The sequence below is a fragment of the Rickettsia japonica YH genome, from assembly GCF_000283595.1.
Lineage (GTDB): Bacteria > Pseudomonadota > Alphaproteobacteria > Rickettsiales > Rickettsiaceae > Rickettsia > Rickettsia rickettsii.
The window spans coordinates 1,102,165-1,127,520 of record NC_016050.1 but is presented as its reverse complement, the minus strand read 5'-3'; the positions used below and the strand labels follow the sequence as shown (position 1 = coordinate 1,127,520).

Here is a 25,356-nt window from a genome sequence, read left to right as displayed (position 1 = left end):
CTGCAAAAATTGGCTACGTCATCCTACAAGTACTCCGGTACTCACGTATTAAGTATACGCTCTGTTCCTCGTCTTGTGGACTTCTTGCACTTTTTGAAATTGAGCTTCGTCTATACTACTCTTCATTTATTTGAGGTATACACTTGGAATATAACGTATAATTTAAAAATTTAATATAAAAATCACAAAAAATTATGAATATTACATTTATTGGTAGTGGATATGTGGGATTAGTCTCAGGTATTATTATGGGCTATTTAGGTCATAATGTTACTTGTCTTGATAATGATGAGGTTAAAATATCCAAATTAAATAAGCAAATATTACCGATTTATGAAGCTAAACTTGATGAGTATCTTAAGCAAGCTTTAGAATCTGATAGGTTAAAATTTACAAATATTTATAATAATGAACTTCAAAATGCTGATGCAATATTTATTACGGTCGGTACACCTTCAAAATGTTTGGGAGAAGCGGATTTAAAATATGTTTATGATGCTATTAATAAAGTTTTCGAGCATATAAATAAAGATTGTTTAATAGTCATAAAATCTACCGTTCCGCCCGGTAGTTGCAGTAATATTATAGCTTATTTAAAATCAAGAGGCTTTTCATTTAATGTTGCTTCTAATCCTGAGTTTTTAAGAGAGGGTAGTGCGGTAGAAGATTTTTTATATCCTGATCGTATAGTTATCGGTGTAAATAATAAAGAATCAGAGGAAATATTGCGAAAAATTTATGCACCTTTACAAGGTGCAAAGTTTGTGGTTACCGATTTAGTGACGAGCGAACTTATTAAATATGCTTCAAATAGTTTCTTAGCTACCAAAATTGCTTTTATTAATGAGATGGCTGATTTATGTGAAAAAATCGGCGGTAATATTAAAGATTTATCTAAAGGTGTAGGACTTGACCAAAGAATCGGTCAAAATTTTTTAAATGCAGGACCTGGTTTTGGCGGTTCGTGCTTTCCAAAAGATATTCTAGCATTAAATAATCTTGTAGAAAATCATTATATAGATTGTAGGATTCTTAAGGCAGTAATTAAAAGTAATAAGCAGCGTCCAAGTAATATGGTAGATAAAATAGCTACTTTGTTAGACGGAGATTTAAAAGGTAAAAATATAGCAATTTTAGGCTTAACATATAAAGCAGGAACAGATGATGTAAGAGCAAGCCCTGCCATCGCAATTGTAAAGATCTTATTAAATAAAGATGTATATGTTAAAGCATTTGATCCTATCGGTCTTGAAAATGCTAAAAAGAATTTGGAACATAAAAATTTGCTATATTTAGATTCAGCCGTTGACGCCTGTAAATCAGTAGATATTATAGTTATTGCAACTGAATGGTCAGAATTTAAAGAACTTAATTGGCAAGAAATTTATGATTTAGTAAAATCGCCGATAATCATTGATCTTAGAAATATACTAGATAATGAAGCAATGAAAAAAATCGGTTTTAGATATTATGCAGTCGGAAGTAAAATTTAGTCTTGTCGTTAAGGCTTCCGATGTTATTTCCGCGTAGGCGTGAATCCAGTACTTTAAAACTTTTTAAAAGCTCGATTTATCTCGCTTTACCATGGATTTCCGCCTACGCGGAAATAACATAAAAAGTCTACGGGAATGACATAAGGAGTCATACAGTAAGACAATAAACTTTAACATTAATTTAAAATGCGACCTGAATTTATTCATTTAAGAACTCAAAGCTCTTATTCTTTTCTAGAAAGTGCATTAACGATTGAGAAGGTAGTAGAACTTGCTTCATCGAATAAAATGTCTGCTATTTGTTTGGCAGATAAGGGAAATTTATTCGGCTCATTAGAGTTTGCATTATGTGCAGTAAAAAAAGGACTGCAGCCGATACACGGAGTTATTCTAAATATAAAATACGATATAGATATTTTTGCTCAAATTTTGCTTATAGCTAAAGATGAAACTGGTTATAAAAATTTACTCAAACTATCAAGTCTTACTTTTATTAAAAATGATCGTAAGATATGCGATCACATTGATTTTGAAGATTTAATCGAATATCAAGAAGGATTAATAGGATTATGCTGTTATACCGACGGTATTGTCGGAAAATGCTTGCTAGCTCGCAACGAGGAGCAAGCGATGCTGTTTGCACGTAAATTACAGGAAATTTTAGGAGATCGTTTTTACTTTGAGATTATGAGACATGAGATACCGGAAGAACAGTTTATTGAGGATAGTTATATTAGAATTGCTGCCGAGCTTGCTATTCCGCTTGTTGCTACTAATAAAGTTTTGTTTAGTGAGAAAAGCATGCATGATGCACATGATGTATTGTTATGTATATCAGCCGGTGTTACTAAAGAATATTTGGATCGAAAAACAGTTAGCGAAAATTGTTATTTTAGATCACCGCATGAGATGATAGAGCTTTTTTCCGATTTACCTAGTGCCATCCAAAATACCATGAATTTAAGAGAGCGTTGTTATTTTGCCGCACATGCAAACCCGCCGATGCTGCCTAATTTTGCCACCAAAGATATTAGTGAAACGGATTTAATTAAAAAAGATGCAAAAGAAGGGTTGCTTGCAAGGCTTGCTACAAAGTTTAAATCTGAAAATATTTCGTTAGAGAATCAAGAAGAATTGAAAACCGAATATTTTGCTCGTCTTAATTATGAGCTGGATATTATCTGTAATATGAATTTTGCCGGTTATTTTTTGATTGTATCTGATTTTATTAAATGGAGTAAAAAAGAGGGTATTTTAGTCGGACCGGGTAGAGGATCGGGAGCAGGCTCGGTTGTTGCTTGGAGCTTGCTTATTACTGATCTCGATCCGATTAAATTTGGCTTATTATTTGAAAGATTTTTAAATCCTGAACGTATTTCAATGCCTGATTTTGATATTGATTTTTGTCAGGAAAGGCGTGAGGAAGTAATTAATTACGTACGTTCCAAATACGGTAATAATAGAGTAGGACAGATTATAACTTTCGGTAAGATGCAGGCAAAGGCTGTAATTAAGGATGTCGCTCGTGTTCTTAGCTTACCTTATAAATTCGCTGATTATCTAACGGAGCTTGTCCCTTTTAGTGCAGTTAATCCAGTTAGCTTAGAACAGGCAATGCGTGAAGTTCCGGAGCTTGCAAATGCCGCTAAAGGTAATGGGCTGTATAATTTAGACGGTGAAGCGGAGTTAATTAAGCTAGTGCTTGATACTTCGTTAATTCTTGAGGGGCTGCATAGGCATTCCTCAACTCATGCTGCAGGAATCGTAATAGCAGGTACTGATTTAGTCGATATAGTACCGGTATATAAAGATGCTAACTCCGATATGCTGGTAGTCGGTTATTCTATGAAATATTCTGAGATTGCCGGTTTAATTAAATTTGATTTTTTAGGGCTACAAACCCTAACGGTTATTACCGATTGTAAGAAACTGCTTAAAGAGCAAGGGATAGAAGTAGATTTTAACAATATGACGTTTGATGATAATAAGACTTATCAAATGTTGTGTAAAGGTAAAGGAGTCGGCGTTTTCCAATTTGAAAGTATCGGGATGAAAGATGCACTTAGACGCCTTAAACCTGATTCTATACATGATTTGATAGCTCTTGGTGCGTTATACCGTCCTGGTCCTATGGAAAATATTCCTACCTATATAGCTTGTAAGCATAAATTACAACAGCCTGATTATTTACATGAGCTATTGAAGCCAATCTTAGAAGAAACTTACGGAGTGGTGATATATCAGGAGCAGGTACAAAGAATTGCTCAGGTTCTTGCAGGTTATACGCTAGGAGCTGCCGATTTACTTCGTAGAGCAATGGGTAAGAAGATAAAAAAAGAAATGGAGGAGCAGGAAGAAATTTTTGTTAAAGGAGCAATTGCTAATAATATTTCGGAATCTCAAGCTAAATCCATTTTTGCAACCGTGGCTAAATTTGCCGGATACGGTTTTAATAAGGCACATGCTGCGTCTTACGGTGTTATTTCATACCAAACTGCATATCTTAAAGCTAATTATCCTGCTGAATTTTTAGTAGCATGCTTAAATCTTGAATTGAATCATCACGATAAAATTAATTTATTTTTACAAGAAGCAAAAGATAACGGCATAAAAATTATTGCACCTAATATTAATATTTCTGAAGGGTATTTTAGTGTAAAGTTTTCGGACACTGTCATCCCGCATAGCGTAAAGCCTGTCATACCGCAACTTGATCGCGGTATCCAGGAAATTTCAAAAGATACCGTGGTCAAGCCACGGTATGACATCGCGGGTGCAATAATCTTTGCCTTAGGTGCTATTAAGGGAGTTACGCCGAATTTCGGTAAGTTAGTAACGGATGAGCGAAAAGCAAGAGGGGCGTTTAAATCAATTACTGATTTTATTGAAAGATTACCCCCCAAATCTATTAATAGTAAATTATTGGAAAATTTAATCAAGTCAGGCTGTTTTGATGAGCTGCATGATAATCGATTGCAATTATTGTCAAGCATTCCAAAATTGCTTTCTTATTCAACTGCATATCACGAAGAGCAGGAATCTAATCAATTTAGCTTAATTAAAGTTTCTAGTTTAAGTCCAACTATTTTAGTATCAAGCGATTATGCCGATAAAAATACTTTAGCCTTTTATGAATTTGAGGCTATGGGTTTATTTATCTCTAATCATCCTCTTACGGAATATCAAGAAATATTTAGTCGTTTAAATATTTTAAATACTGCGGATTTGCATAATAACTTACCTGATGGTACTAACCGAGTAAATCTTGCCGGTGTAATACAAAAAAAGGATTCTCGTATGTCGGCAAGAGGTAGGTTTGTGACGCTCGTGCTTTCCGATCCTGAGAATATCTTTGAACTTAGTATTTTTAGTGAGGAAGTTTTAAAAGATTATGTACATTTACTGGATGTTAAAAGTTTGGTAGTTGTTAATTGTGACATAGTTAAAGATGAGGGAGGAATAAAACTAACGGCAAAAAGCTTTTCATCAATTGAGGATGCAATTAATAATAAACAATTTGAACTACAGTTTTATCCACAAAATCATGAAGAATTACGGCAGATAGTAACCTTGCTTGCAGCTCGTATAAATAACGAAGATCAGAGTAATGCTAAAGCTACAATCTATTTACAAAGCGCAGATGTAAAGAATTTTATAGCAAAAATTACATTACCTGAAAAATTTTTGCTCCAAGGGCAAGATTTTGAGATTTTAAAAGGATATAGTAAATAGCGTAGTTGTTGCGTGGTTCGGTTTTCCGCTGTCATTCCCGCAAGGCATTGTTGTGTGGATACCGGGTCGTCATTGTGAGCAGCCATAGGCTGTGTGGCAATCTCAAGTTTGTTATTATTTCATGAGATTTCCACACAGCCTATGGCTGCTCACAATGACGAAAAAACCGAGCAATGCAACAAAGCCTCGCAGGAATGACATCGAAACCTTGAGTCAACTTTTTATAGGCAATATCTGAATTGACGGTAAAATGAATCTATAATTGAGTAATATTCTTTGATGTTTTTTTACCGCTAAATACTGCATTATTATTTTTATTATCGCTAAGTTCCATATATTTTGTTAGTCGATGTTTGTCTGCTATTAACTTTGCTTCTTTTTCTAAATTGATATTTTGCTCAAGATTTGGGGCTTTAATTAATTCTTTAAGATAATTACTTATGGATTTTAATCCCAATTTTCTCGTTAATTTACTTAAATACTTATAAAATTTATTTTTGATAGTTTGTTTTTTAGGTTCTGAATTTTTATTGCATGTATTATCGGTTTTAACTTCTTATTTTTTATCTTCTAATACTCCTGTATTATTAGGTAGATTTTTATTAACTTCAGTTATTAGTGCATTTACTAAATTTTGTTTTTCTTCTTTTAAGTACAGCGTCATTCAAAAAGCTTGATACAGGCGAATTTTTTGAGTATATTGTATCCAAGTTAAGGCTAGTAGTTTCTTGTTTTTCTAAGTTCGGGAGCGGTATATTAATATGCACGTTTTTTGTTTCAATTATAGGTGAGTCTCTTAATTTATTCTCTCCAAGAATATCTAGAGTTTGCTGTGTAAATTCATCTACTAATTTTTGAGCTTTTATAGGTGTTATTTCTTCATTAAATTTATTTTTACTATAAATCTTTGACCATTTGAGTGATTTCTTCGGATGCTTTTGCTTCCGGTATAGTCATTTTGTATTTTTGTGCCATATCTTTTATGACATTATCCAATTTCTTATGTTCTTCCGATAGCTCTAGCGGTTTAGGGTTAGTATTACTTTGTTTCATTTGTTGGAAAATATCTATGCCGGGCGGTTTGCTATTTTCGTTTGTATTTGTGCTTTGATAAGTATATTTACATTTTTATCATTTAAGCATTTTGCTGATAGCTCTTTAATGATTTGTTCTTTATTAGATTTATATAATCTATAATTTTCTAAAACTTTTTTTGAGGGAGCGATTTCATGATCTTCAAAACAAGTTTGGATATGGTTTATAACAGGCTTAAAAAGATCCTCGGTAATAGGTAAATCAGTGTCCTTATAGGGAAATACAGTAGATAAAAAATCTACTAGATCAATCTTGATATACTTTAAATTAGATTCTTCAGCAACTTTATTAAATCACTTTTCTTTTGTGCTTGGTGTATGCCCTTCATTATAAAAAAAAGTATCAAAATAATTAGTAGCTGAATTGGCAATATCTTTTTGAAATTGATTTTGATAAGTTGTATTTGAGATACTTTGTTCTTTTATTAAAGGTATATTTAAGATATTTGCTAAATTTTTTTGTTCACTTTCTAAGTTTGATATTATTTGTGATACTTGATTTTGTGTAATAAAATCATATATTTCACGAAATTCTGAATCCGGTACATTGTCTCTTAAAGCTTCTCTTATTGACCTGCTACTACAATTCCCTAAAGTTTGTCCGGTAACTGTTCTTCTTGAATCAGCTGTTGGATTAATCAATTGTCCCGATTTGAATCTGTTGATTTCGTTATTATGAGCTTTTATTGCTTCTATTTCATTTATAGATAATATAGAAAATATATTATCTTTTATTTCTTTATCTGTTTGATTTTTGAGTGCATATTTAATTGAGCTGAATTTTGCTTTACTTCTTGCTTCTATTGTTTCATTTATTTTAGAGAATTGATATTTTGGTGTTTGATTTAGCTTTGAATTATCTGCTCTTACCCCAGCACCGGCATTATATATATACGATAATTTTTTCCGTTTTCTTTAGAATATTTTATAACATTTGCATGTAATCCTGTATTAGTAGGAGCATTAGAATATGATAAATATGCTTCTCCGGTTTTTTGCAGTTTATCATATATTTCATCTGTAGTTTTTTCTAAAAATTTTTTTTAACTGTTCTGCTGGTGGTAATTCAGTTGAGCTAGTTAAATTACGTAAAAAGGATTGCTTATAAATCTCATCTAAGCTATCCATAAAATGATCTAATTTTTTACCTGTATTTTCGTCAGGATTTAAAGCTTTATACGCTAGCCGTTATAAAATGAACTGAGCCTAAATTATAATCTTTTGTGGATTTATCATAGGTACGGGCATCGTCAAGCATTTCGCAGTACTGAGTTGCTTTTGCTTCATACTCATATTTCCGTATGTTATTTAAGGCTTGAGTGATATTTTCATAATGTTCTTTCAGCTTATTTTGGTTATTCTCTTTTAGAGCAGTATTTGTAAGTTGATTATCATAATTTTCTAAGTTACCGAACTTTCTATCATTATTTATATTCTCAGCTATATTTTCAACTAATTAGTTAAACAGGGATAAAAATAATCATGTATTACGAATAAATAAATGTCAATAATTACTCACCTCAATATATTTACTTTATCTAATTGTTCCCATGTAAAATTTGCGTCTTCTCGGCCGAAATGACCGTAAGAAGCCGTTTTTTGATAACATGGAGTGCGAAGCTTAAGATGTTTAATAAATTCTTCCTGGACGCATATCAAAATACTGTGTTATGAGCTTAGTAATTTGTTCGTTGCTTAATGTGCTAGTACCGCAAGTTTCAGCATAAACAGATACGGGAGCAGCTACGCCTATTGCGTAGGATATTTGTATTTCACAGCGATCGGCAAGTCCTGCTCCTACTATATTCTTAGCAATATAGCGTGCCATGTAAACAGCCGATCTATCTATTTTTGTTGGATCTTTTCCAGAAAAGCAACCGCCGCCGTTTCTTGCCACTCCTTCATAGCTGTCCACGATAATTTCCCTACTGGTTAAACCGCAATCTGCAACGGGACCGCCTATAACAAACCGACTCGTCGGATTAATTAGGTATTTAGTGTCTTGATGAAGTAAATTGCTTGGTAATGCCTGTTTAATAATTTCTTCCATTACTGCTTCAATCAGGTCTTTTTGTTGTATTTCCGGATGATGCTGAGTTGATAAAACTACTGTATCAATGGCAATTGGTTTGTTATTTTCATATCGTAACGTGACTTGAGATTTTGCATCGGGTCTAAGCCAAGACAAGACATTTTGTTTACGTAAATATGCTTGCCTTTTCATTAATAAATGAGCGTAGTAAATCGGTGCGGGCATGAAACTATCCGTTTCATTACAGGCATAACTGAAAACCATACCTTGGTCTCCTGCACCTATTTCATCGTCATTTGCATTGTCAACACCCATAGCTATATCGGGTGATTGTTTAATGATAGCTGAAATTACTGCACAACAGCTACCGTCAAATCCATAATTTGGATTATTATAGCCGATTTCTTGTATCTTGCTACGTACTATTTGCTCAATATCCACATAGGTACTAGGCCGCTCACTAGAACTAGACCGGTTGTTACAAATGTTTCACAGGCAACACGACCGTTAGGGTCTTGTTTTAGAATCTCATCAAGTACCGTATCTGAAATTTGATCGGCAATTTTGTCCGGATGCCCTTCAGCAACTGACTCAGACGTGAATATAAAATTTTTCATACATTACGCTCCTTTTAAAATTCTTCAAATGTTATATTAATATATGATTTTTTATATGCTTATTTTATCAAATATGTATGCTGTATTATATGTTGAAGTTATTTTTCTGGATGCCAGCTTTTGCGGAAATGACAGCAAGTCATGCAATAACGCCGCCTTTAGCTAGGAATGATACACCTTCAATGAATTTCCATCCAGTTATTACCTGCTCTAATTTCGGTTATAATCGGTACATCCATATTAGTAGAATTTTCCATGATTTTTTTAATAATAGGTGTTATAATTGCTACTTCATCAATCGGTGCTTCAAATAGTAATTCATCATGAATTTGCAGTACTAATCTTGTTTTAAGTTTACGTTTTTCTATTTCTTGATCTAGATTGATCATAGCAATTTTAATTATATCGGCATTAGTTCCTTGAATCGGAGCATTAATAGCCGCACGTTCTGCGAATTGTTTAAGCTTTTTATCATGAATTAGAGGTACAAAACATTTTCTGCCAAAGCAATTTGTGACATAGCCGTTGCTACTTGCAAAAGCTTTTGTTTGCTCCATATATTCTTGCACTCCTTTATATTCAGCAAAATATTTCTTGATATATTCGGATGCTTCGCCGTTAGTAACGTTTAATTGCTTAGCAAGCCCAAAAGCACTTATACCGTAAATGATACCAAAATTTATAGCTTTTGCTTTACGCCTATGTTCGTTAGTTAGTTTGTGTTTTTGTAAGTTAAAGATCTGACAAGCAGTTAGAGTATGGATATCGTCTTTATTGATAAATGCTTGTTTTAGTGCATCTATATTTGCGATATGGCTTAATATTCTAAGCTCAATTTGAGAATAATCTGCAGATATTAATTTATAACCTTCTTCAGCAATAAAAGCTTGTCTGATTTGATTCCCCTCACTAGAGCGAATAGGTACATTTTGTAGATTAGGTTCCTGTGAGCTAAGTCTTCCTGTAGTGGTAGAAGTTTGTAAAAATGTCGTATGTACCCTATGTGTTATATTATCTATCTGTTTCGGCAAACTATCGGTGTAGGTATTCTTTAATTTTGTCAGTTGCCGCCATCTTAATAACAAATCTGCAATATTATATCCATGCTCACTAAGTTTTTCTAGTATTTCCGCTCCTGTTGAGTAAGAGCCTGCTTTAGCTGAAGCTTTACCGAAAGGTAATTGCATTTTTTCGAACAAGATTTCTCCTAATTGTTTGGGCGAACCAATATTAAATTTAGTTCCGCTAAGAGCAAAAATTTCTTCTTCAAGTTTTAGAATTTCTGTTCCAAATTCAGCGGATAATTGTTTTAGGTAATTAGCATCTACTGTAATACCCACTTTCTCCATTTTATCTAAAATAAAACAAATAGGTAAATCAATGTTGCTATAAAGTCTAAAGGTTTTGTTGTCTTTAAGCTCCAATATAGTTTGCTTATAAAGTGCGATAAAGTTTATTACTATTTTTGCTGATTCGATAATTATATTTTCTATCCAAGTTTCTTTCAGAACTTCTTTAAATAAATTTTTCTGTGGTAAACCGGCAGATAACGCATACTGCATTAATTCTAAATCTTCTATAGCCGTAATGTCATGAGATTGGTTTGCATAAAATTTAAGTAGAGGTTTAAGAGAGTAAGTAATTTTTTTTATGGATTTATCGGTTAGTAAATTGAATATTATATCCGAAAACCAGTTGTTATTAGTTTTAGTATTATAAGAAAATAGATCATGAGAAGTGTTTGAAATTTTAATAATATAGCTTTGGTTTTGCAGTGATAAAATAAAAGCAAGATTAGCTCCTTTATGCTGTAATAAATATATCCCGAATATTCCTATTTTCGTGGCTTCTTTAGCAAAGTCTGCTAACTCATTAGCATTATTAATTTCTTTTATTTCCGTTACTTTATTATCTGCTATCTCTTTGTGATCATTAATTTTAATATCCAATAAATTTTCTACTCTTGTATATAAAGATCTAAAACCGTATTCCTGTAAAAATCCTGTTAATTTATCGCTATTTGGAGGTGACCATTCTAAATTATTTAGCTGAAAATCTAAATCAACATTAGAATTAAGCCCTATTAACTGCCATGAAATTAACGCCGCTTCTCTTGAATTTTGTAAAGTTTCACGTTGTTTTACGCTTGAGACTTGGTCTAAAGAGTTAAATATATTTTCTACAGAACCAAATTGCGTTATAAGACTACTTGCAGTTTTTGGTCCAATAGATGGCACACCCGGAATATTATCCGATCTATCGCCGATTAAAGCCATTACTTCACGTAATTTATCAGAAGTAGTGCCAAATTTTTTAACCACATCATCCTCCGTAATATATTTCCCTTTTAACGGATCATATATCTTGATGTTTTCAGTCATTAACTGCAATAAATCTTTATCGGAAGAGATAATGACTACATGTGCGCCAAGTGCAGCAGTTTTAGTAGCAAAGGTTGCGATAATGTCATCGGCTTCATAACCGTTCTTCTCTAGAATAGGAAAATTTAAGTTACTTGCAACATCACGAACTAAAGGTAATTGTACAATTAAATCTTCAGGGGGTGGAGGGCGGTTAGCTTTATAGTCGGGATAAATCTGATGGCGAAAATTTTTCCCGCCGCTATCAAATACTACAGCGACATGTTTAGGCTTAAAGTCGCTCAGTAATTTTAGCAGCATTGAAGTAAAACCGTAAAGAGCACCGACAGGCTCGCCTTTTGGTGAAGTTAAAGGCTGTTGTGCATAATAGGCTCTAAAAACAAATCCGTATCCATCTATGAGCAATAAGGTATTTTTTTGAGTCATTTTATGATTTTGTTTTTAATTAGATCGTCATTGCGAGGAAATTGCATAGCAATTGACGAAGCAATCTCAGGAGTTTATTATTACTTCATGAGATTGCCGTGCAGCCTACGGTTGCTCGCAATGATGACTCAATATTCATGTGGGCAATGACGTAGTAAAACCTCACAACCCCAATAGATTTCTAGCAAAATCATGTTGGTTAAATATTTTTAAGTCCTCTATCTTCTCGCCTATACCGATAAAGTATAAGGGTAAATTAAATTTTTGTACTACTCCGACAATGACGCCCGCTTTAGCACTGCCGTCTAGTTTAGTCACGATAAGCCCCGTCAAATTAGTAGCATCATTAAAATGTTCTACTTGGTTATAAGTATTTTGTCCGGTAATAGCATCAACGACTAAAACGCTATGAGTGGGGGCATTCTCGTCTAGTTTTTTTATAACTTTTACAATCTTAGACAGTTCATCCATCAAATTTTTCTTATTATGAAGCCTACCTGCTGTATCAATAAAAAGTATATCGATATTTTGTTTTATCGATTCTTCCATCCCGCGATAAGCAACACTCGCAGGGTCAGCCGATTCTTCACCGGTAATAAGTAGTGCATTTGCTCTATCTGCCCAAGTACTTAGCTGATTTACGGCAGCTGCTCTAAAAGTATCGCAGGCTGCAACTGCTACTTTTTTCCCTTGTGCTGAGTACATTGCAGCAAGCTTACCTATAGTTGTGGTTTTACCTGCTCCATTAACACCGCAAACTAAAATTACGTTTAATTTATTTTCGCTTAAAGTAAAAGGAATTTCTGATTTTGATAGCTGCTGCTCTATTAATTTAGCAAGGGCTTCTTTTACTGTATCACTATCTATTTCTTTGTCAAATTTTACCTTTTTAAACTCTTCAATAATATTAGTTACTACCAAAACACTCATATCACTTGAGATAAGTAGCTCTTCTAGCTCTTCTAGAGTTTCTGCATCTAATTTTTTCTTGTAAAATATTTTGTCGATACCTTCCGATATTTTATTAGAAGTTTTAGATAAACTTTGTTTTAATTTACTAAATATCGAAATCATATTAGATAGTTTTTTATTTTATGGGTGTTGGTGTTACGCCTGCGTGAGTATCAAATCGTCATTGCAAGGAAATTACGTAAGTAATTGACAAAGCAATCTCAGGAGTTTGTTGTTATTGCATGAGATTGCCACGCAGCCTATGGCTCGCAATGACGATTAGGTATCTATACAGATAAGCCATCTTGCAATTATGATTAAGGTACTTATCTCTTTTTCTTATTTTTGCTTTTGTTTTTATTTCCGTCAGTGGTTTTATTGAATCTACCTAAATTTTTAACAAATTTTTGTAGTCCGTTAAGTTCCGTTCCATATGTCCTAGTATATTCATGGACTATTTCTATATCTTGTCTATGAGAATCATCTATTACTACTACTTCCTGCATAAAATTACTAGCATCAAACGTAATTTTTACTATCTTCTGCTTTTCAACTTTTGGATTGAGCCAAGCTCTTTGAGACATAACTCTTTCAACATAATACCAGGTATTTTGGGAATATTCCGGTACTATAGTAGGCGTACCTATTAACCCTACGACTTCTGTTTTATTTAGTTTTTTAGACTCTAATTTTACAAGTGCCGAATCATCTATGGATTGCCCTCTATTTTCGATAGTTTTGCAGCCGCTTAAGGAAAAAAAGGCTAATATACTAAAAATGTATGTTATAAAAATTTTCATAAGTTTAATTTTATCTAGATTTTATTACAAGATTATAATATACTGCTTCACTAATTTGACAAATACTTTTTAATTTATATTTAGAGAGGCTAATAATGGCAGTTCCAAAGAAAAAAACATCAAAATCAAGACGTAACATGAGACGTTCACACTTAGCACTTGGCAAAGTTAACGTAATAGTTGATTCGCAAACCGGTGAATATAAGCTTCCTCATCACATTTCTTTAGTCGACGGTACTTATAATAATCGTCCAGTAGTAACAAAGAAAATTAAAACTGAAGAAGAAGTAGCCTAAAAGATTTATGACCTGTAAAATTATTGGTTGCGGCGGGTATCTTCCTTCAAAAATAGTTAGTAATGACGAGCTTGCAAAATTCGTAGATACTAACGATGAATGGATTAGAACAAGAACAGGTATTACGCAGCGTCATATAGCAGGTGATACAGAATATACTTCCCACCTTGCTTTAAAATCAGCTGAAAAAGCTATAGCAGATGCAGGGATATCGGTAAATGATATTGATTTAATTATTACATGTACTACTACTCCCGATAATAGCTTCCCTTCGGTTGCCTCTAAGCTTCAAGGTTATCTTGGTTTAACTAATATACCATCTTTTGATTTACAAGCAGTATGTGCCGGCTTTGTTTATGGTTTACAAGTAGCAAATTCTCTTATCTCATCAGATAAATATAAAACTATTTTGCTTATAGGAGCCGAGAAAATGACGTCGTTATTAGATTGGAATGATAGGACTACTTGCGTTTTATTCGGTGATGGGGCCGGTAGCGTAATATTACAGCGTAGTAGTGATGATTCCGGTTTAATAGATAGTAATATCTTCTCAAGCGGGGCTGATTATGAAATATTATACACAAACGGTGGTGTAAGTATGAACGGTATTGGTGGCAAAATAGTTATGCAGGGGCAAAAATTATTTCGTCATGCAATAGAAAAAATGCAACAATCTATAAAAGATTTACTGCATGCTAATCAATTCAGTGTAAGCGATATTGATTATTTTATACCTCATCAAGCAAATATCCGTATTATAAATAAACTCGCTGAACTATTAAATATAGAAGAGCATAAAGTAGTGAAAATCGTAGACAAACATGCTAACTGCTCTGCTGCTTCTATTCCGCTTGCTTTGAGTACTCTCAAAGCATCAGGCAAAATAAAAAAAGGTGATATTCTACTATTTTCAGCTATCGGTGCAGGTCTTACTTGGGGCAGTGCATTCATTAGATGGTGAATATACTAGTTTTATTAGACATCTTCAGAAACTCTACTGCTAGAGGTAATTTGTACGTTGATCCTGTACTCAAATCCTCACGTACCTCTATGTACGCTGCGGTTCTGCGTGCCGTATCTCCTTCAAATTCCTCTCTATAAGCGAGTTTCTGAAGATGTCTATTTGAAAAATTGGCAACGCTACTTATTTGCTTATAATCCTCACATATTATATATACGCTGCGGTTATAAGCTTCAAAATCGATTCCTCTTTTCCCCATTAAACTGCATCTATCTATTTATCCAAAGTATATACTTGTATTATAAAAATGATATTTTTACCACATTATATACATGAGTAATTGCATTTTATAATATTTTAGCCTTTAAACTAATAAAATAATGATATATACTAACTCACATAGCTTTTGGTTAGTTTAGTTTTATGACTAGCTAAAATGAATTCAATATTAATAAATTATAATCTCAAGGAGTTTAATTATGAAAACAAAAATTACATTAGCTTTTCTTGCATTATGTGTACTTGCAGGGTGTACTACAACAAAAAGAGCACCACAATTTGACGGTAATATGAACCAAGGTGAAGAAACTTCATTAATGAAAGATTTCGAGAAGCATGCAGGAAATGCGGTATGGTTTGCTTTTGATAGCTCTGCTTTATCACCAAAGGCTAAAGAAGAACTAGAGAGACAAGCTTGCTGGTTATCAAAGCATCCTGAAGTAAAAGTTACTGTTGAAGGACATTGCGATGAAAGAGGTACCAAAGAATATAACTTAGGTTTAGGTGAAAGAAGAGCAGCAGCAGCGAAAAAATTCTTAGCTCATAAAGGAATCGATCATAACAGATTAAATACAATCTCTTATGGTAAAGATAGACCTGCTATGATGGGTAATACTGAAGAAGCTTTTGCTTATAATCGTAGAGCTGTAACAGTTGTACACCACTAAAATTGCCGAATTTACTCATTATAGTATCCTAAAAGGTCGAGTTTACTACTCGGCCTTTTTTTATTTGATGTTATTATTGCGAAAGCGTTGATGTGTGGATACCAAATCTTCATTGCAAGCCATAGGCTGCGTGGCAATCTCATGAAAGCACAACAAACTCCTGAGATTGCTTCGTCAATTACTTTGTAATTTCCTCGCAATGACGAAAAAACTGAACCATATTGCCCTGTTTTTTAGGCGATACCTCAAAAATATAAAAATTTTACTAGACTTAATTGCATAATAATTATATAAATTTCAAATGAAAAGGGGCTGTAGCTCAGTTGGTTAGAGCACGCCGCTCATAACGGTGTGGTCGTAGGTTCAAGTCCTACCAGCCCCACCACACAAATTCTTATTTAAATTCGCATTAGCACTGAATTTATAATGATTAATCTAAAAACACTTTCTTGGTATCTTACTAAATTATATTCTAAGTGTTTTTTTATTATATTATTTCTTTTAATCGGGCTATTAATTATCTCAAATGTTTTTGATCTTTTACAAAAATTCAAAAATATTTATGTTCCTTTTAGTTTTTTTTGGAGACTTATCTTATATAAGATTCCTTATTTACTAGGTCAAGTATCTTCGTTAATTAGTTTTACCGCTATGTTATTTTTTCTTAGAAATCTAACAAAAAATAATGAATTAACGGCTATGTTATCTAGCGGTATTCATATTTGGCAAGTGCTTGTTATTCCATGTATTGTAACTTTAATGTTAGGTATAGTTTTTACGACTATATTGAATCCTATCGGTACTATAGGCTTACAAAAATATGAGTTATTAGAAGCAAAACTAACTAAAAAAGCCTTGAGTGAGGGTATAATATCTAAATCAGGCTTATTATTTTTTGAATCTTTAAATGATGAAACTCAAATTATCCAAACACAATTTATTAATGTTGCCGAGAAAAAATTAAATAATATTACAATTTTATTTGTTGATCATAATAATTCTTTTTTAAAGAGAATTGATGCATTATACGGTATTATTGAAAATAAAATGTTACATTTAAATAGAGTTAAGGTTTTCACAAAAGAGGAAACTAAGGCTTACAATAATTTAACTATGCAGACAAATTTATCAATTAATAGTTTAGTAAATAAATTTATTCGTCCCGAAATGGTTTCTATTTGGGCTTTACCTAAATTAATTAATGAATTATTAAATTCAGGTTTACCGGCTATTAATTATCAAATTTATTATTACAAGCAATTATTTAAGCCTATAATGATGATGGCAACCGTAATTTTAGCAAGTTGTTTTATTAGTCTTAAACAGCGTGATAATTCCCAAGAAAAAATACTGCTATTAGGTTTATTTTCAGGTTTTATAGCATATTCGTTATCAGAAATATTATTAAAAATACTTACTTATAATAATTTGTCTTTAATTGCTGCTATTTTATTACCTAGTATGCTAATATTTTTTATTAGTAACTTTATTATGTTACATTATAAAGAAATTTAATATAGACGAGGTTTAATTTGAAAAATTAGCATCATCGCTTCTCATTGTTGATCCTCACGTAGTATTCTACGCTGCGGTCAAAAATTCCGAGGCTTCTCGCTCTTTTCCAAATTAAACCTCGTCTATATTAATTTTATTTACTATGGGGCTGTTTATTTTGTTAACTATTCTATAGAAGTGTTTTTAGAATTTAGAGAGAAAAAATAAAATGATAATGAAATTTTTGGAAGGGTTTTCTTCCGGTATGGCAATAGATCTTGGTACGGCAAATACTATTGTCTATCAAAAAAATTGTGGAATTGTTCTAAGGGAACCTTCTGTTATTGCATTAATAAAAAAAGACGGTGCTTTTGTGCCTTATGCTTATGGTCATGAAGCAAAAATGATGCTTGGGCGTACTCCTACGGATATTGAAGCAAAAAGACCTTTAAAAGATGGTGTTATTGCCGATTTTAAGGGTGCAGAGGAAATGATAAAGTATTTTATTAGAATGGTACATAATCGTCGCTCTTTTTTTGGGCCGACAATTGTTATTTGTGTGCCTTCCGGTTCTACGCCGGTTGAGCGTCGTGCTATCCAAGAAGCAGCAGAAAGTGCAGGGGGTAGGGATGTCTATTTAATTGAAGAACCTATGGCGGCAGCGATCGGAGCAGGGCTACCCGTAACGGAAGCAACCGGTTCGATGATTGTTGATATTGGAGGAGGCACTACCGAAGTTGCAGTTTTGTCACTAGGGGGCATAGTATATGCAAGGTCGGTAAGAGTCGGCGGTGATAAGATGGATGAAGCTATTATCTCATATATAAGAAGGCACTATAACCTATTGATAGGTGAGGCTACTGCCGAAAAGATAAAGCAAGAAATAGGTACGGCTTATGTAGATGAAAATGCTGAGCCGAGAAAGATGGAAATTAAAGGACGTGATTTAATTTACGGTATTCCTAAAGAAATGATATTGAACGAAAGACAAATTGCTGATAGTCTAATTGAACCGGTAAGTCAAATTGTTGAAGCGGTCAAAGTAGCCTTAGAAGCAACACCTCCTGAATTATCTTCAGATATAGTTGATAAGGGAATTGTTTTAACAGGCGGCGGCTCATTGTTACGAAATCTTGATTTTGTTCTTAGTGAAGCCACTAAATTGCCAGTAATAGTTGCAGATGATGCCCTCTCTTGTGTTGCACTTGGAACAGGAAAAGTACTTGAAGATTTTACAAAGCTAAAACATGTACTATTTAAACAGGATTAAAAATGGCAATACTTGCAAATAGAGTAAAAAATTCTTCAAATTCATTAGAATTAATAAGAATAATATCAAATACTCTTAAGCGTTTTTTTGTTATATTTGGGCTTGGATTGTCTGTATATTTATTTTTTAATACACCTAAAAAAATATCTAGTATATCACTTGAAGTAACCGGTAGTATAGTATCAACCGGTTTAGCAGTGTATGAAGATATATTTGAATATATAAATTCAATAACACAAAAATTTGTTTATTTTCAAGATTTAGAACGAAAAAATATAGAACTTAAACTTGAGATAGCAAGATTACAACATTTACAAAGTGAAGTAGAATTGGTAAGAGCCGAAAACATTGCATTAAAAGATTTGTTAACGATTGCTGAGGAAGAAGAATTTGAATATATTACTACTAAATTACTGAGTGTTTCCTTTAATCCCTTTTCTAGAACTGCTTTGATTTCTGCAGGTAAAAAGCAAGGCATTGAACCTGATCAAATCGTTGTTAATTCAGGCAAATTAGTAGGAAAAGTAATAGAAGTGAGTAATAATTATGCTAAAGTAATGTTAATTAGCGATGTTAATTCTAGAATACCTATTAAGGCTAATTCTTCAAGAGAACAAGGTATTTTAGCAGGTAATAATAATAATAGTAAAATTTTATACTTGCCTAACAATCATTTAGTACAGAAAGATGAGGAGATAGTAACCTCTGGATACGGTAATATTTATCCTGCAGGTATTTTAGTGGGCTATGTGTCTAAAGTGACGGAACATGATGTTATGGTAAACGTAGCAGCTGATCTATCTAAAACGGAATTTGTACAAGTATTATTGCCTAAGGAGTAATTGCTGTTTTTTTTGTACTCTATGTCATTACCGCGTAGGCATTGTTGCATGGACCGGTACAATCCCATGTGTGTCACCCCGTGGCTTGACCACGGGGGCCAAACAACAATGAAAAATACTAGTAACAAAGCTTTTCCGTGTAGGTGGAAATTCAGCAAAATAACTTTAATATTGTTACAGAAGTTATATATTTGATAAAATAACCATATAAAAACTTGTTTTTATATGGTTTTACTAGATTTTTGCCTACGTGGGAATGACATTGAGTAGGCTTTTCGATCCATGTAACAAGGCTGGTAATACTCGACACACTTTGTATATATCTATCCTTTATTTATTCAGAGGTTATTAATATGGCACTTGCTACTAAAGTAAAAGAATTTTTAGAAGAAAAATTAAAACAAGAAAAGATAGATCGTAAATATCTTGCCGAAGTCACTAATATCCCTTATACGACTATTAGCAGAATTATGAGAGCGGAAGCTAATCGTGAATTCAACCCTGAAATAGATACTATTTTAAAAATAGCAAAATATTTTAATTGTACTATGGATGAGGTAATAAAAAGAAAAGTACAGAATAATTCATAAAGCTTGATACAAGCGAATTTTGCATGACTCACCTGTACTCACGTAGTTTACCTACTGCTTTCGCAGGCGCGCATTTAAATTCATCTTGTCTAAATCTTTCTGAAATATGCTGTACCTACGAAATAAAACATAAAATATGACAACAAAAAATAAAAGAGTTCTTCAGAAATGCGCTTATAGAGAGGAATTTAAAGGAGACATGGAACGTAGTACCGCAGCGACGTCTAAATTACCTCTAGAAGTAGAGCTTTCGAGGAACTCTAAAGGACTGATTATAATTTTATCTTCCCCTTCAGGTACAGGTAAGTCGAGTTTAGCTAAAGCATTATTGAAAATAGATAATAATTTGCGTTTATCTATTTCTGCAACTACAAGAAAACCACGTTTAGGAGAAGTAGAGGGCATAAACTATTACTTTAAGACCGGTCTAGAGTTTGAAGAATTAGTTAAGCAGAATAAATTCCTTGAATATGCTAAAATATACGATAATTATTACGGTACGCCTAAAGAATATGTCGAAATGTTATTAAATCAAGGCTTAGATGTTTTGTTTGATATTGATTGGCAAGGAGCAAGGAGTATTAAGAAAAATGCTACTAATGTTGTTGCTATATTTGTATTGCCTCCTAATATTGAAGTATTAGAACAACGCTTAAGAAATAGAGCGACCGATAATGAAGAAGCAATAAAATTACGTATGCAGTCGGCACAAAACGAAATATCACATGCTAATGAGTATGATTATGTAGTGACTAACGATGACTTTGACCGGACGCTTAAAAAAATACATGCGATTATAGTTGCAGAACGAGACAAAGCGTTTTGACTTTGTCGTTGTTTCTTTCTATACTGAGAATTAGAAGTTATGTTTCTAATTTTCATGGTACTAATTTCAATGCTTAGAAAACAATTCCTTTCATCAATAATAAAACATTTTAAAACTCATAAAGTTTGTGCCTTGTTAGGACCAAGGCAGTGCGGAAAAACTACACTTTCTAAACAATTCGTAGAAGCTTATAATATTCCTAAAATCAATATTTTTGATCTTGAAAATCCTTTAGATTTAGCAAGATTAAATGAACCGATGCTTGCTTTGTCTGATTTAAAAGGATTTGTTATTATTGATGAAATTCAGTATAAACCGAATCTATTCCCTATTTTAAGAGTTCTTGTTGATAAAACTGATATTAAATTTTTAGTACTAGGCAGTGCATCAAGAGACTTAATTAAACAAGGTTCTGAAACACTAGCAGGTAGAATAGGTTATATTGAAATGACACCGTTTACCTTATCTGAAGTGTCAGGTACTCAGCAATTATGGATACGCGGCGGATTTCCTTTATCATATCTTGCAGATGATGAAGAGTTAAGTGCTTTATGGCGTCAGAATTACATTAAAACATTTTTAGAAAGAGATATACCAAATTTAGGTTTTACAATTCCGTATATGCAGTTACGTAGGTTTTGGTTAATGCTTTGCCATTATCACGCTAATATATTGAATGCTTCAGAACTTGGAAATTCTTTATCTATCTCATATCATACCGCAAAGCATTATTTAGATATTTTAGAGGGAACTTTTATGATCCGTATTTTGCAGCCTTGGTATGAAAACCTTAAAAAAAGACAAGTTAAGACTCCAAAAATCTTTTTTAGAGATAGTGGAATATATCACGCTTTATTAGGCTTAAATAATTATGAAGCTTTAAGCACTCATCCTAAAATAGGTGCATCATGGGAAGGATTTGCCTTAGAACAAATTATTAGATATTATAAAGCCGAACCCGAAGAATGTTATTTTTGGTCATCTCATAATGGAGCGGAAATAGATCTTTTAATTTTTAAAAATGGAAAACGTTTGGGGTTTGAAATTAAATATACAAATACACCGAGTATTACAAAATCAATGCAAATATCTTTAGAAGATTTAAAACTTGATCAAATTAATGTAATATTTCCAGGTGAGATTAGCTTTAAATTGTCAGAAAAAATACAGGCAATAGGTCTTTCGAGCTTAATTCAAAATGATACAAAAGCTGCAACTATATAGTTACAGCTTTTAGAATGTTATATTATTTCACATCCGCATTTAGAAGTTTTACCGGCAAGTTTGATATCTTTGGAAGCATTATCCACACAATTACCTAAATCTTGATTATATTGGTGGATTTGACTACTCGCTTGCATAGCTTCTTTAAATATTGCGTTATGTTTTTGCTGTTGCTCTTCAATTGTACTTTTGCAGCTTCTAAAGCTGCTTTTTTTTGTTCAGGAGTTAAATTTTTAAATTTAGACATATAATTACTAATTTAGTTAAATTCCTCTCGTTTTATTATTTGTAACTTTAATATTAGGAGTACGAGCAGGAGATAAACTCCTAGTATTAGTATCTTTTACTTGTGTTTGTCCTCTGATTTTATTAGCTAAAGATTTAGTTTTATCAACGTTAATTTTATTTATTACTTTATTATGATGATCTATATCCTTTATAACGCCGTCTGTCTTAATTGCTTTATGCTGATTTTTTAGAACTATATATTTTTCATATGCATCTAAATATTTTTCTGGTTCTTTTTTATAACGCTCTTTAATATCACTTCCTAATTTCTTTATTTTATCTTTATTTATGTTGTGTTCTTTTTCATGTTTAATAATTTCTTGATCTAATATTTTTTTACTATTTTCAATCTTCTCTACATGTACCTTATGTATTTTTAACATTTCTTGGTGAAATTCTAATTCTCCTTTTAATTCTTTAACTTTTTGGGGTGCTAAGCCTTTTTCTTGTAATTGTTGTGATAAATTCGTTATTGTTTTATTTAATTCATTTAATTCTGTATGTGCTTGTTTGTGTTCTTCAGTTATTTTTTTATGGTTTTTATGTAATACTTTATACGCTTGATTTAGTTTAAATATTTCTTCATGAGTTAATATTTCACGATTTAACTATTCATGATCAATAATGTTTTCCTTTTCCAGTTTATTTATTATCTTATCTAAACGTTTATTACTTTCTTCAATTCTTTTAGTATCTTTAGTAATATTTTTTATAAATTCATTATGCAAATTATTAAGTGCAGCAATTCTTTGTGCGATTTCTTTTTCTTCTTCGGCAAATTTTATTGCTCTTTGTGATTTTAGAAATTCTTCTTCTTGAACCCTAGCTTTCTCAATAGATTGTTCTACTTCATAGTGCTTGATCTTAGTTTCAGCATTCTCTTTTAGAATGGATATGTCAAAACTCAAGCCATATGAAGCTGCTTCGTTTTGTAAACTACTCAATTCTCCTAGAATTATTTCTATTTGAGAGCGAGAATAAGAATTGTTAAGATGCTCTTTTAAATTATCGAATTTATATTTTAATGTAGCTGTTATATCAGACATACATGCTCATCATCTTTAATATTAACGCTAAGAAACGTTAACAAAAGTTAATAATTAAGTCAAGAAAATTTTAATAAAAATTAATCTTGTATTTCTAGCCATTGATTTAATAACTCGTCTAGTTTCTTTTTATCATTAATTAATTGGCTAGTAATGCGGTTATATTTTTGAGGATTATCTAAATATAGATTAACGTCTTCAAGTTCTTTTTCTAAGTGTTTGATGGATATTTCTAGCTTTTCAATATAGTTGGGCAATGTTTCAAGCAAACGCTGATATTTATAAGATAGCTTTTTATTTAGAGGTTCTTTTTGAGAAGTTAGTGGTAGTGGTTTTGAAGCTTTTTTGGCTATAGGAGAGGTAGTAAAATACTGCTTATAATCTTCATAACCTCCTGTTAAATCATGAATTTTACCTTGAGCGAAAACTAAAGTTCTAGTAACTAACCTATCTAAAAAGTCACGATCATGGCTCACGACTATTAAAGTACCTGAATAATCTGCAAGTATATCTAGTAAAATTTCCAGACTATCCATATCGAGGTCATTAGTCGGTTCATCTAAAATTAACAGATTGCCAGGGTTAATTAGAATTTTTGCAAGTAATAATCTATTAGCTTCACCGCCTGATAAAATAGCGGTTTTTGCATTAAGTAGTTTAGGATTAAACATGAATTGTTTTAAATAACCGGCAACATGCATGGTTTTACCGTTTGGCAAAAATACTTGATCACCGCCTGTAGGACATAAAGTTTGTTGTAATGTATGATTAGGCTCTAGTTTTTCTCTATGTTGATCAAAATATGAAATATCTAAATTACCGCCATATATAATTTTGCCGCTTTCAGGGGTAAGCTGTTTTGTTAGTAGTTTGATAAAGGTAGATTTGCCTGAGCCATTTGCACCGATGATACCAATTTTCTCGCCTTTTTTTACACGAAAGCTAAAATTATCGATAATTTTAGTATTTTTATAACTAAAAGTAATATTATCTGCTTCAATAATGAATTTACTTTTAGCTATATTTTCGGCAAGCTCTACCCTAACTCTTTGTGTTGCACTAGCTAGTTTTGCAGTCTGTTCTTGTGTTATTGCTCTTAAAGCTTTCAAATCCGCAAGTCTCTTTTGATTCCGTTTACGTCTAGCAGTAACACCGGCATTTAACCATTCATTTTCTTGAGATAATTTTTTATTTAATTTCCGAAGAGCGGCTTCTTCTTGGTCTATGATAATTGTTTGCCATTCATCAAAAAATTTAAATCCTTTATCGGATTTACGTAAAATTCCTCTATCAAGCCACCAAATTTTATTAGTAACATTTGAGAGGAATGTTCTATCATGACTAACGCAAATAATAGCACCGTTATAAGATTTAACAAATTCTTCTAACCATTCGATTGTTGCAATATCTAGATGGTTAGTCGGTTCATCAAGTAGTAATATTTCTGGCTCTAATATTAAAGCTTTAGCAAGGCTTGCTCTTCTCAGTTGACCGCCTGAATAGGTGGATAAATTATCTGTTCCGTTGATTTGTAATTTTTCTAGAATTATATCGATTTGGTATTTATCTATTTCTTTTGTACTATCTGTTTGTTGTAAGACAAAATCATAAACAGTTAGATGAGTTTTTATAGAAATATCTTGTCTTAAATAACCGGTTGTAACTAAAGGATCTTGAAATAATTCACCGTTATCTAACTCATAATCACCTGATATGACTTTCATTAAGCTTGATTTCCCGCAGCCGTTACGTCCTATAAGACAAATCTTATCGCCTGTGTACAAATAAAGCTCTAAATCAGATAAAATTACTTTATCCGCAAAACTTAAGTTACCGTCTTTAATGTAATAAATTGGGGTCATAGTTGATTATTGGCTAGTTTTTATGTCATTCCTGCGAAAGCAGGAATCTAGAAAAAGAACCTTAATATTGGTACAAAATTACATATTTGATAGAATAAACATATAAAAATAAGTTTTTATATGTTTTACTGGATTCCTGCTTTCGCAGGAATGACATTAGTTAAAGGTTGGTAGACGAAGTTTA

Annotated in this window: 20 protein-coding genes, 1 tRNA gene and 4 pseudogenes; 12 read left to right on the top strand and 13 right to left on the bottom strand. The window is 32.4% G+C overall.

Annotation, left to right across the window (positions count from 1 at the left end; all coding sequences use genetic code 11):
- The first annotated feature begins 194 nt into the window (after window positions 1–194).
- Together RJP_RS06185 and dnaE are read left to right on the top strand one after the other, a co-directional pair.
- On the top strand, window positions 195–1,493 hold the full coding sequence (locus tag RJP_RS06185) for a UDP-glucose dehydrogenase family protein (protein WP_014121093.1): 1,299 nt from the start codon (window positions 195–197) through the stop codon (window positions 1,491–1,493).
- A 186-nt stretch (window positions 1,494–1,679) separates the two neighbouring features.
- On the top strand, window positions 1,680–5,225 hold the full coding sequence (gene dnaE / locus RJP_RS06180) for a DNA polymerase III subunit alpha (RefSeq protein WP_014121092.1): 3,546 nt from the start codon (window positions 1,680–1,682) through the stop codon (window positions 5,223–5,225).
- 256 nt (window positions 5,226–5,481) lie between these two features.
- Here dnaE and RJP_RS06175 read toward each other — a convergent pair whose 3' ends face one another.
- The 9 genes and pseudogenes from RJP_RS06175 to RJP_RS06135 form a co-directional block, all read right to left on the bottom strand.
- A complete protein-coding gene (locus RJP_RS06175) occupies window positions 5,482–5,682 on the bottom strand; it encodes a hypothetical protein (RefSeq protein WP_024704371.1) in 201 nt (66 codons plus the stop codon).
- A gap of 440 nt (window positions 5,683–6,122) precedes the next feature.
- Window positions 6,123–6,278: a hypothetical protein gene (locus RJP_RS09655; RefSeq protein ID WP_167535736.1), complete on the bottom strand. Its 156-nt coding sequence runs from the start codon at window positions 6,276–6,278 to the stop codon at window positions 6,123–6,125.
- A 335-nt stretch (window positions 6,279–6,613) separates the two neighbouring features.
- Window positions 6,614–6,961: a hypothetical protein gene (locus RJP_RS06165; RefSeq protein ID WP_024704370.1), complete on the bottom strand. Its 348-nt coding sequence runs from the start codon at window positions 6,959–6,961 to the stop codon at window positions 6,614–6,616.
- 224 nt (window positions 6,962–7,185) lie between these two features.
- A pseudogene (locus tag RJP_RS06160) lies at window positions 7,186–7,447 on the bottom strand (hypothetical protein).
- Between the two features lie 46 nt (window positions 7,448–7,493).
- Entirely contained in the window at window positions 7,494–7,763 is a 270-nt protein-coding gene (locus RJP_RS08400; protein ID WP_081497945.1) for a hypothetical protein, read from the bottom strand.
- A gap of 71 nt (window positions 7,764–7,834) precedes the next feature.
- A pseudogene (metK, locus tag RJP_RS08770) lies at window positions 7,835–8,968 on the bottom strand (methionine adenosyltransferase).
- Window positions 8,969–9,147: 179 nt separating this feature from the next.
- On the bottom strand, window positions 9,148–11,775 hold the full coding sequence (gene polA, locus RJP_RS06145) for a DNA polymerase I (protein ID WP_014121091.1): 2,628 nt from the start codon (window positions 11,773–11,775) through the stop codon (window positions 9,148–9,150).
- A gap of 162 nt (window positions 11,776–11,937) precedes the next feature.
- The gene (gene ftsY, locus RJP_RS06140; RefSeq protein WP_014014789.1) at window positions 11,938–12,849 is read right to left on the bottom strand and encodes a signal recognition particle-docking protein FtsY; all 912 of its coding nucleotides are present in this window, start codon (window positions 12,847–12,849) and stop codon (window positions 11,938–11,940) included.
- A gap of 203 nt (window positions 12,850–13,052) precedes the next feature.
- Window positions 13,053–13,526, bottom strand: a complete 474-nt coding sequence (locus RJP_RS06135; RefSeq protein ID WP_014121090.1) for an outer membrane protein assembly factor BamE — start codon at window positions 13,524–13,526, stop codon at window positions 13,053–13,055.
- A gap of 95 nt (window positions 13,527–13,621) precedes the next feature.
- On the opposite strand from RJP_RS06135, the gene rpmF reads away from it, so the two are divergent.
- Together rpmF and RJP_RS06125 are read left to right on the top strand one after the other, a co-directional pair.
- Entirely contained in the window at window positions 13,622–13,822 is a 201-nt protein-coding gene (gene rpmF, locus RJP_RS06130) for a 50S ribosomal protein L32 (RefSeq protein ID WP_014121089.1), read from the top strand.
- A gap of 7 nt (window positions 13,823–13,829) precedes the next feature.
- Window positions 13,830–14,783 carry a beta-ketoacyl-ACP synthase III gene (locus RJP_RS06125; protein ID WP_014014786.1) on the top strand — a complete coding sequence of 318 codons (954 nt, stop codon included), beginning with the start codon at window positions 13,830–13,832 and terminating at the stop codon, window positions 14,781–14,783.
- Here RJP_RS06125 and RJP_RS06120 read toward each other — a convergent pair.
- Window positions 14,773–15,042, bottom strand: coding sequence for a palindromic element RPE1 domain-containing protein (locus RJP_RS06120; protein WP_024704367.1), 270 nt, complete (start codon window positions 15,040–15,042; stop codon window positions 14,773–14,775). The genes RJP_RS06125 and RJP_RS06120 overlap by 11 nt on opposite strands.
- Window positions 15,043–15,262: 220 nt before the next feature.
- On the opposite strand from RJP_RS06120, the gene pal reads away from it, so the two are divergent.
- The 8 genes from pal to RJP_RS06080 all read left to right on the top strand — a co-directional run bounded on the left by pal (window position 15,263) and on the right by RJP_RS06080 (window position 21,976).
- A complete protein-coding gene (gene pal, locus RJP_RS06115; protein WP_014014784.1) occupies window positions 15,263–15,730 on the top strand; it encodes a peptidoglycan-associated lipoprotein Pal in 468 nt (155 codons plus the stop codon).
- 308 nt (window positions 15,731–16,038) lie between these two features.
- Window positions 16,039–16,115: transfer RNA gene (locus RJP_RS06110), tRNA-Ile, on the top strand.
- A 41-nt stretch (window positions 16,116–16,156) separates the two neighbouring features.
- Entirely contained in the window at window positions 16,157–17,245 is a 1,089-nt protein-coding gene (locus tag RJP_RS06105; RefSeq protein ID WP_010977765.1) for an LptF/LptG family permease, read from the top strand.
- 208 nt (window positions 17,246–17,453) lie between these two features.
- Window positions 17,454–18,494 (top strand): rod shape-determining protein, encoded by a 1,041-nt coding sequence (locus RJP_RS06100; RefSeq protein ID WP_010977764.1) that lies wholly within the window; start codon window positions 17,454–17,456, stop codon window positions 18,492–18,494.
- 2 nt (window positions 18,495–18,496) lie between these two features.
- Complete coding sequence (gene mreC / locus RJP_RS06095) at window positions 18,497–19,336, top strand: rod shape-determining protein MreC (RefSeq protein ID WP_014121088.1); 840 nt, start codon at window positions 18,497–18,499, stop codon at window positions 19,334–19,336.
- Window positions 19,337–19,689: 353 nt separating this feature from the next.
- Window positions 19,690–19,926, top strand: coding sequence for a helix-turn-helix domain-containing protein (locus RJP_RS06090; protein ID WP_014014782.1), 237 nt, complete (start codon window positions 19,690–19,692; stop codon window positions 19,924–19,926).
- A 136-nt stretch (window positions 19,927–20,062) separates the two neighbouring features.
- Entirely contained in the window at window positions 20,063–20,752 is a 690-nt protein-coding gene (gene gmk / locus RJP_RS06085) for a guanylate kinase (protein ID WP_014014781.1), read from the top strand.
- A 69-nt stretch (window positions 20,753–20,821) separates the two neighbouring features.
- A complete protein-coding gene (locus RJP_RS06080) occupies window positions 20,822–21,976 on the top strand; it encodes an ATP-binding protein (protein ID WP_014121087.1) in 1,155 nt (384 codons plus the stop codon).
- A gap of 17 nt (window positions 21,977–21,993) precedes the next feature.
- Here the strand turns inward: RJP_RS06080 and RJP_RS06075 are convergent.
- The 3 genes and pseudogenes from RJP_RS06075 to RJP_RS06065 all read right to left on the bottom strand — a co-directional run bounded on the left by RJP_RS06075 (window position 21,994) and on the right by RJP_RS06065 (window position 25,172).
- Window positions 21,994–22,223: pseudogene (locus RJP_RS06075) on the bottom strand (hypothetical protein).
- A 16-nt stretch (window positions 22,224–22,239) separates the two neighbouring features.
- A pseudogene (roaM, locus tag RJP_RS06070) lies at window positions 22,240–23,310 on the bottom strand (actin-based motility regulator RoaM).
- 80 nt (window positions 23,311–23,390) lie between these two features.
- The gene (locus RJP_RS06065) at window positions 23,391–25,172 is read right to left on the bottom strand and encodes an ABC-F family ATP-binding cassette domain-containing protein (protein ID WP_014121084.1); all 1,782 of its coding nucleotides are present in this window, start codon (window positions 25,170–25,172) and stop codon (window positions 23,391–23,393) included.
- Window positions 25,173–25,356 lie beyond the last annotated feature (184 nt).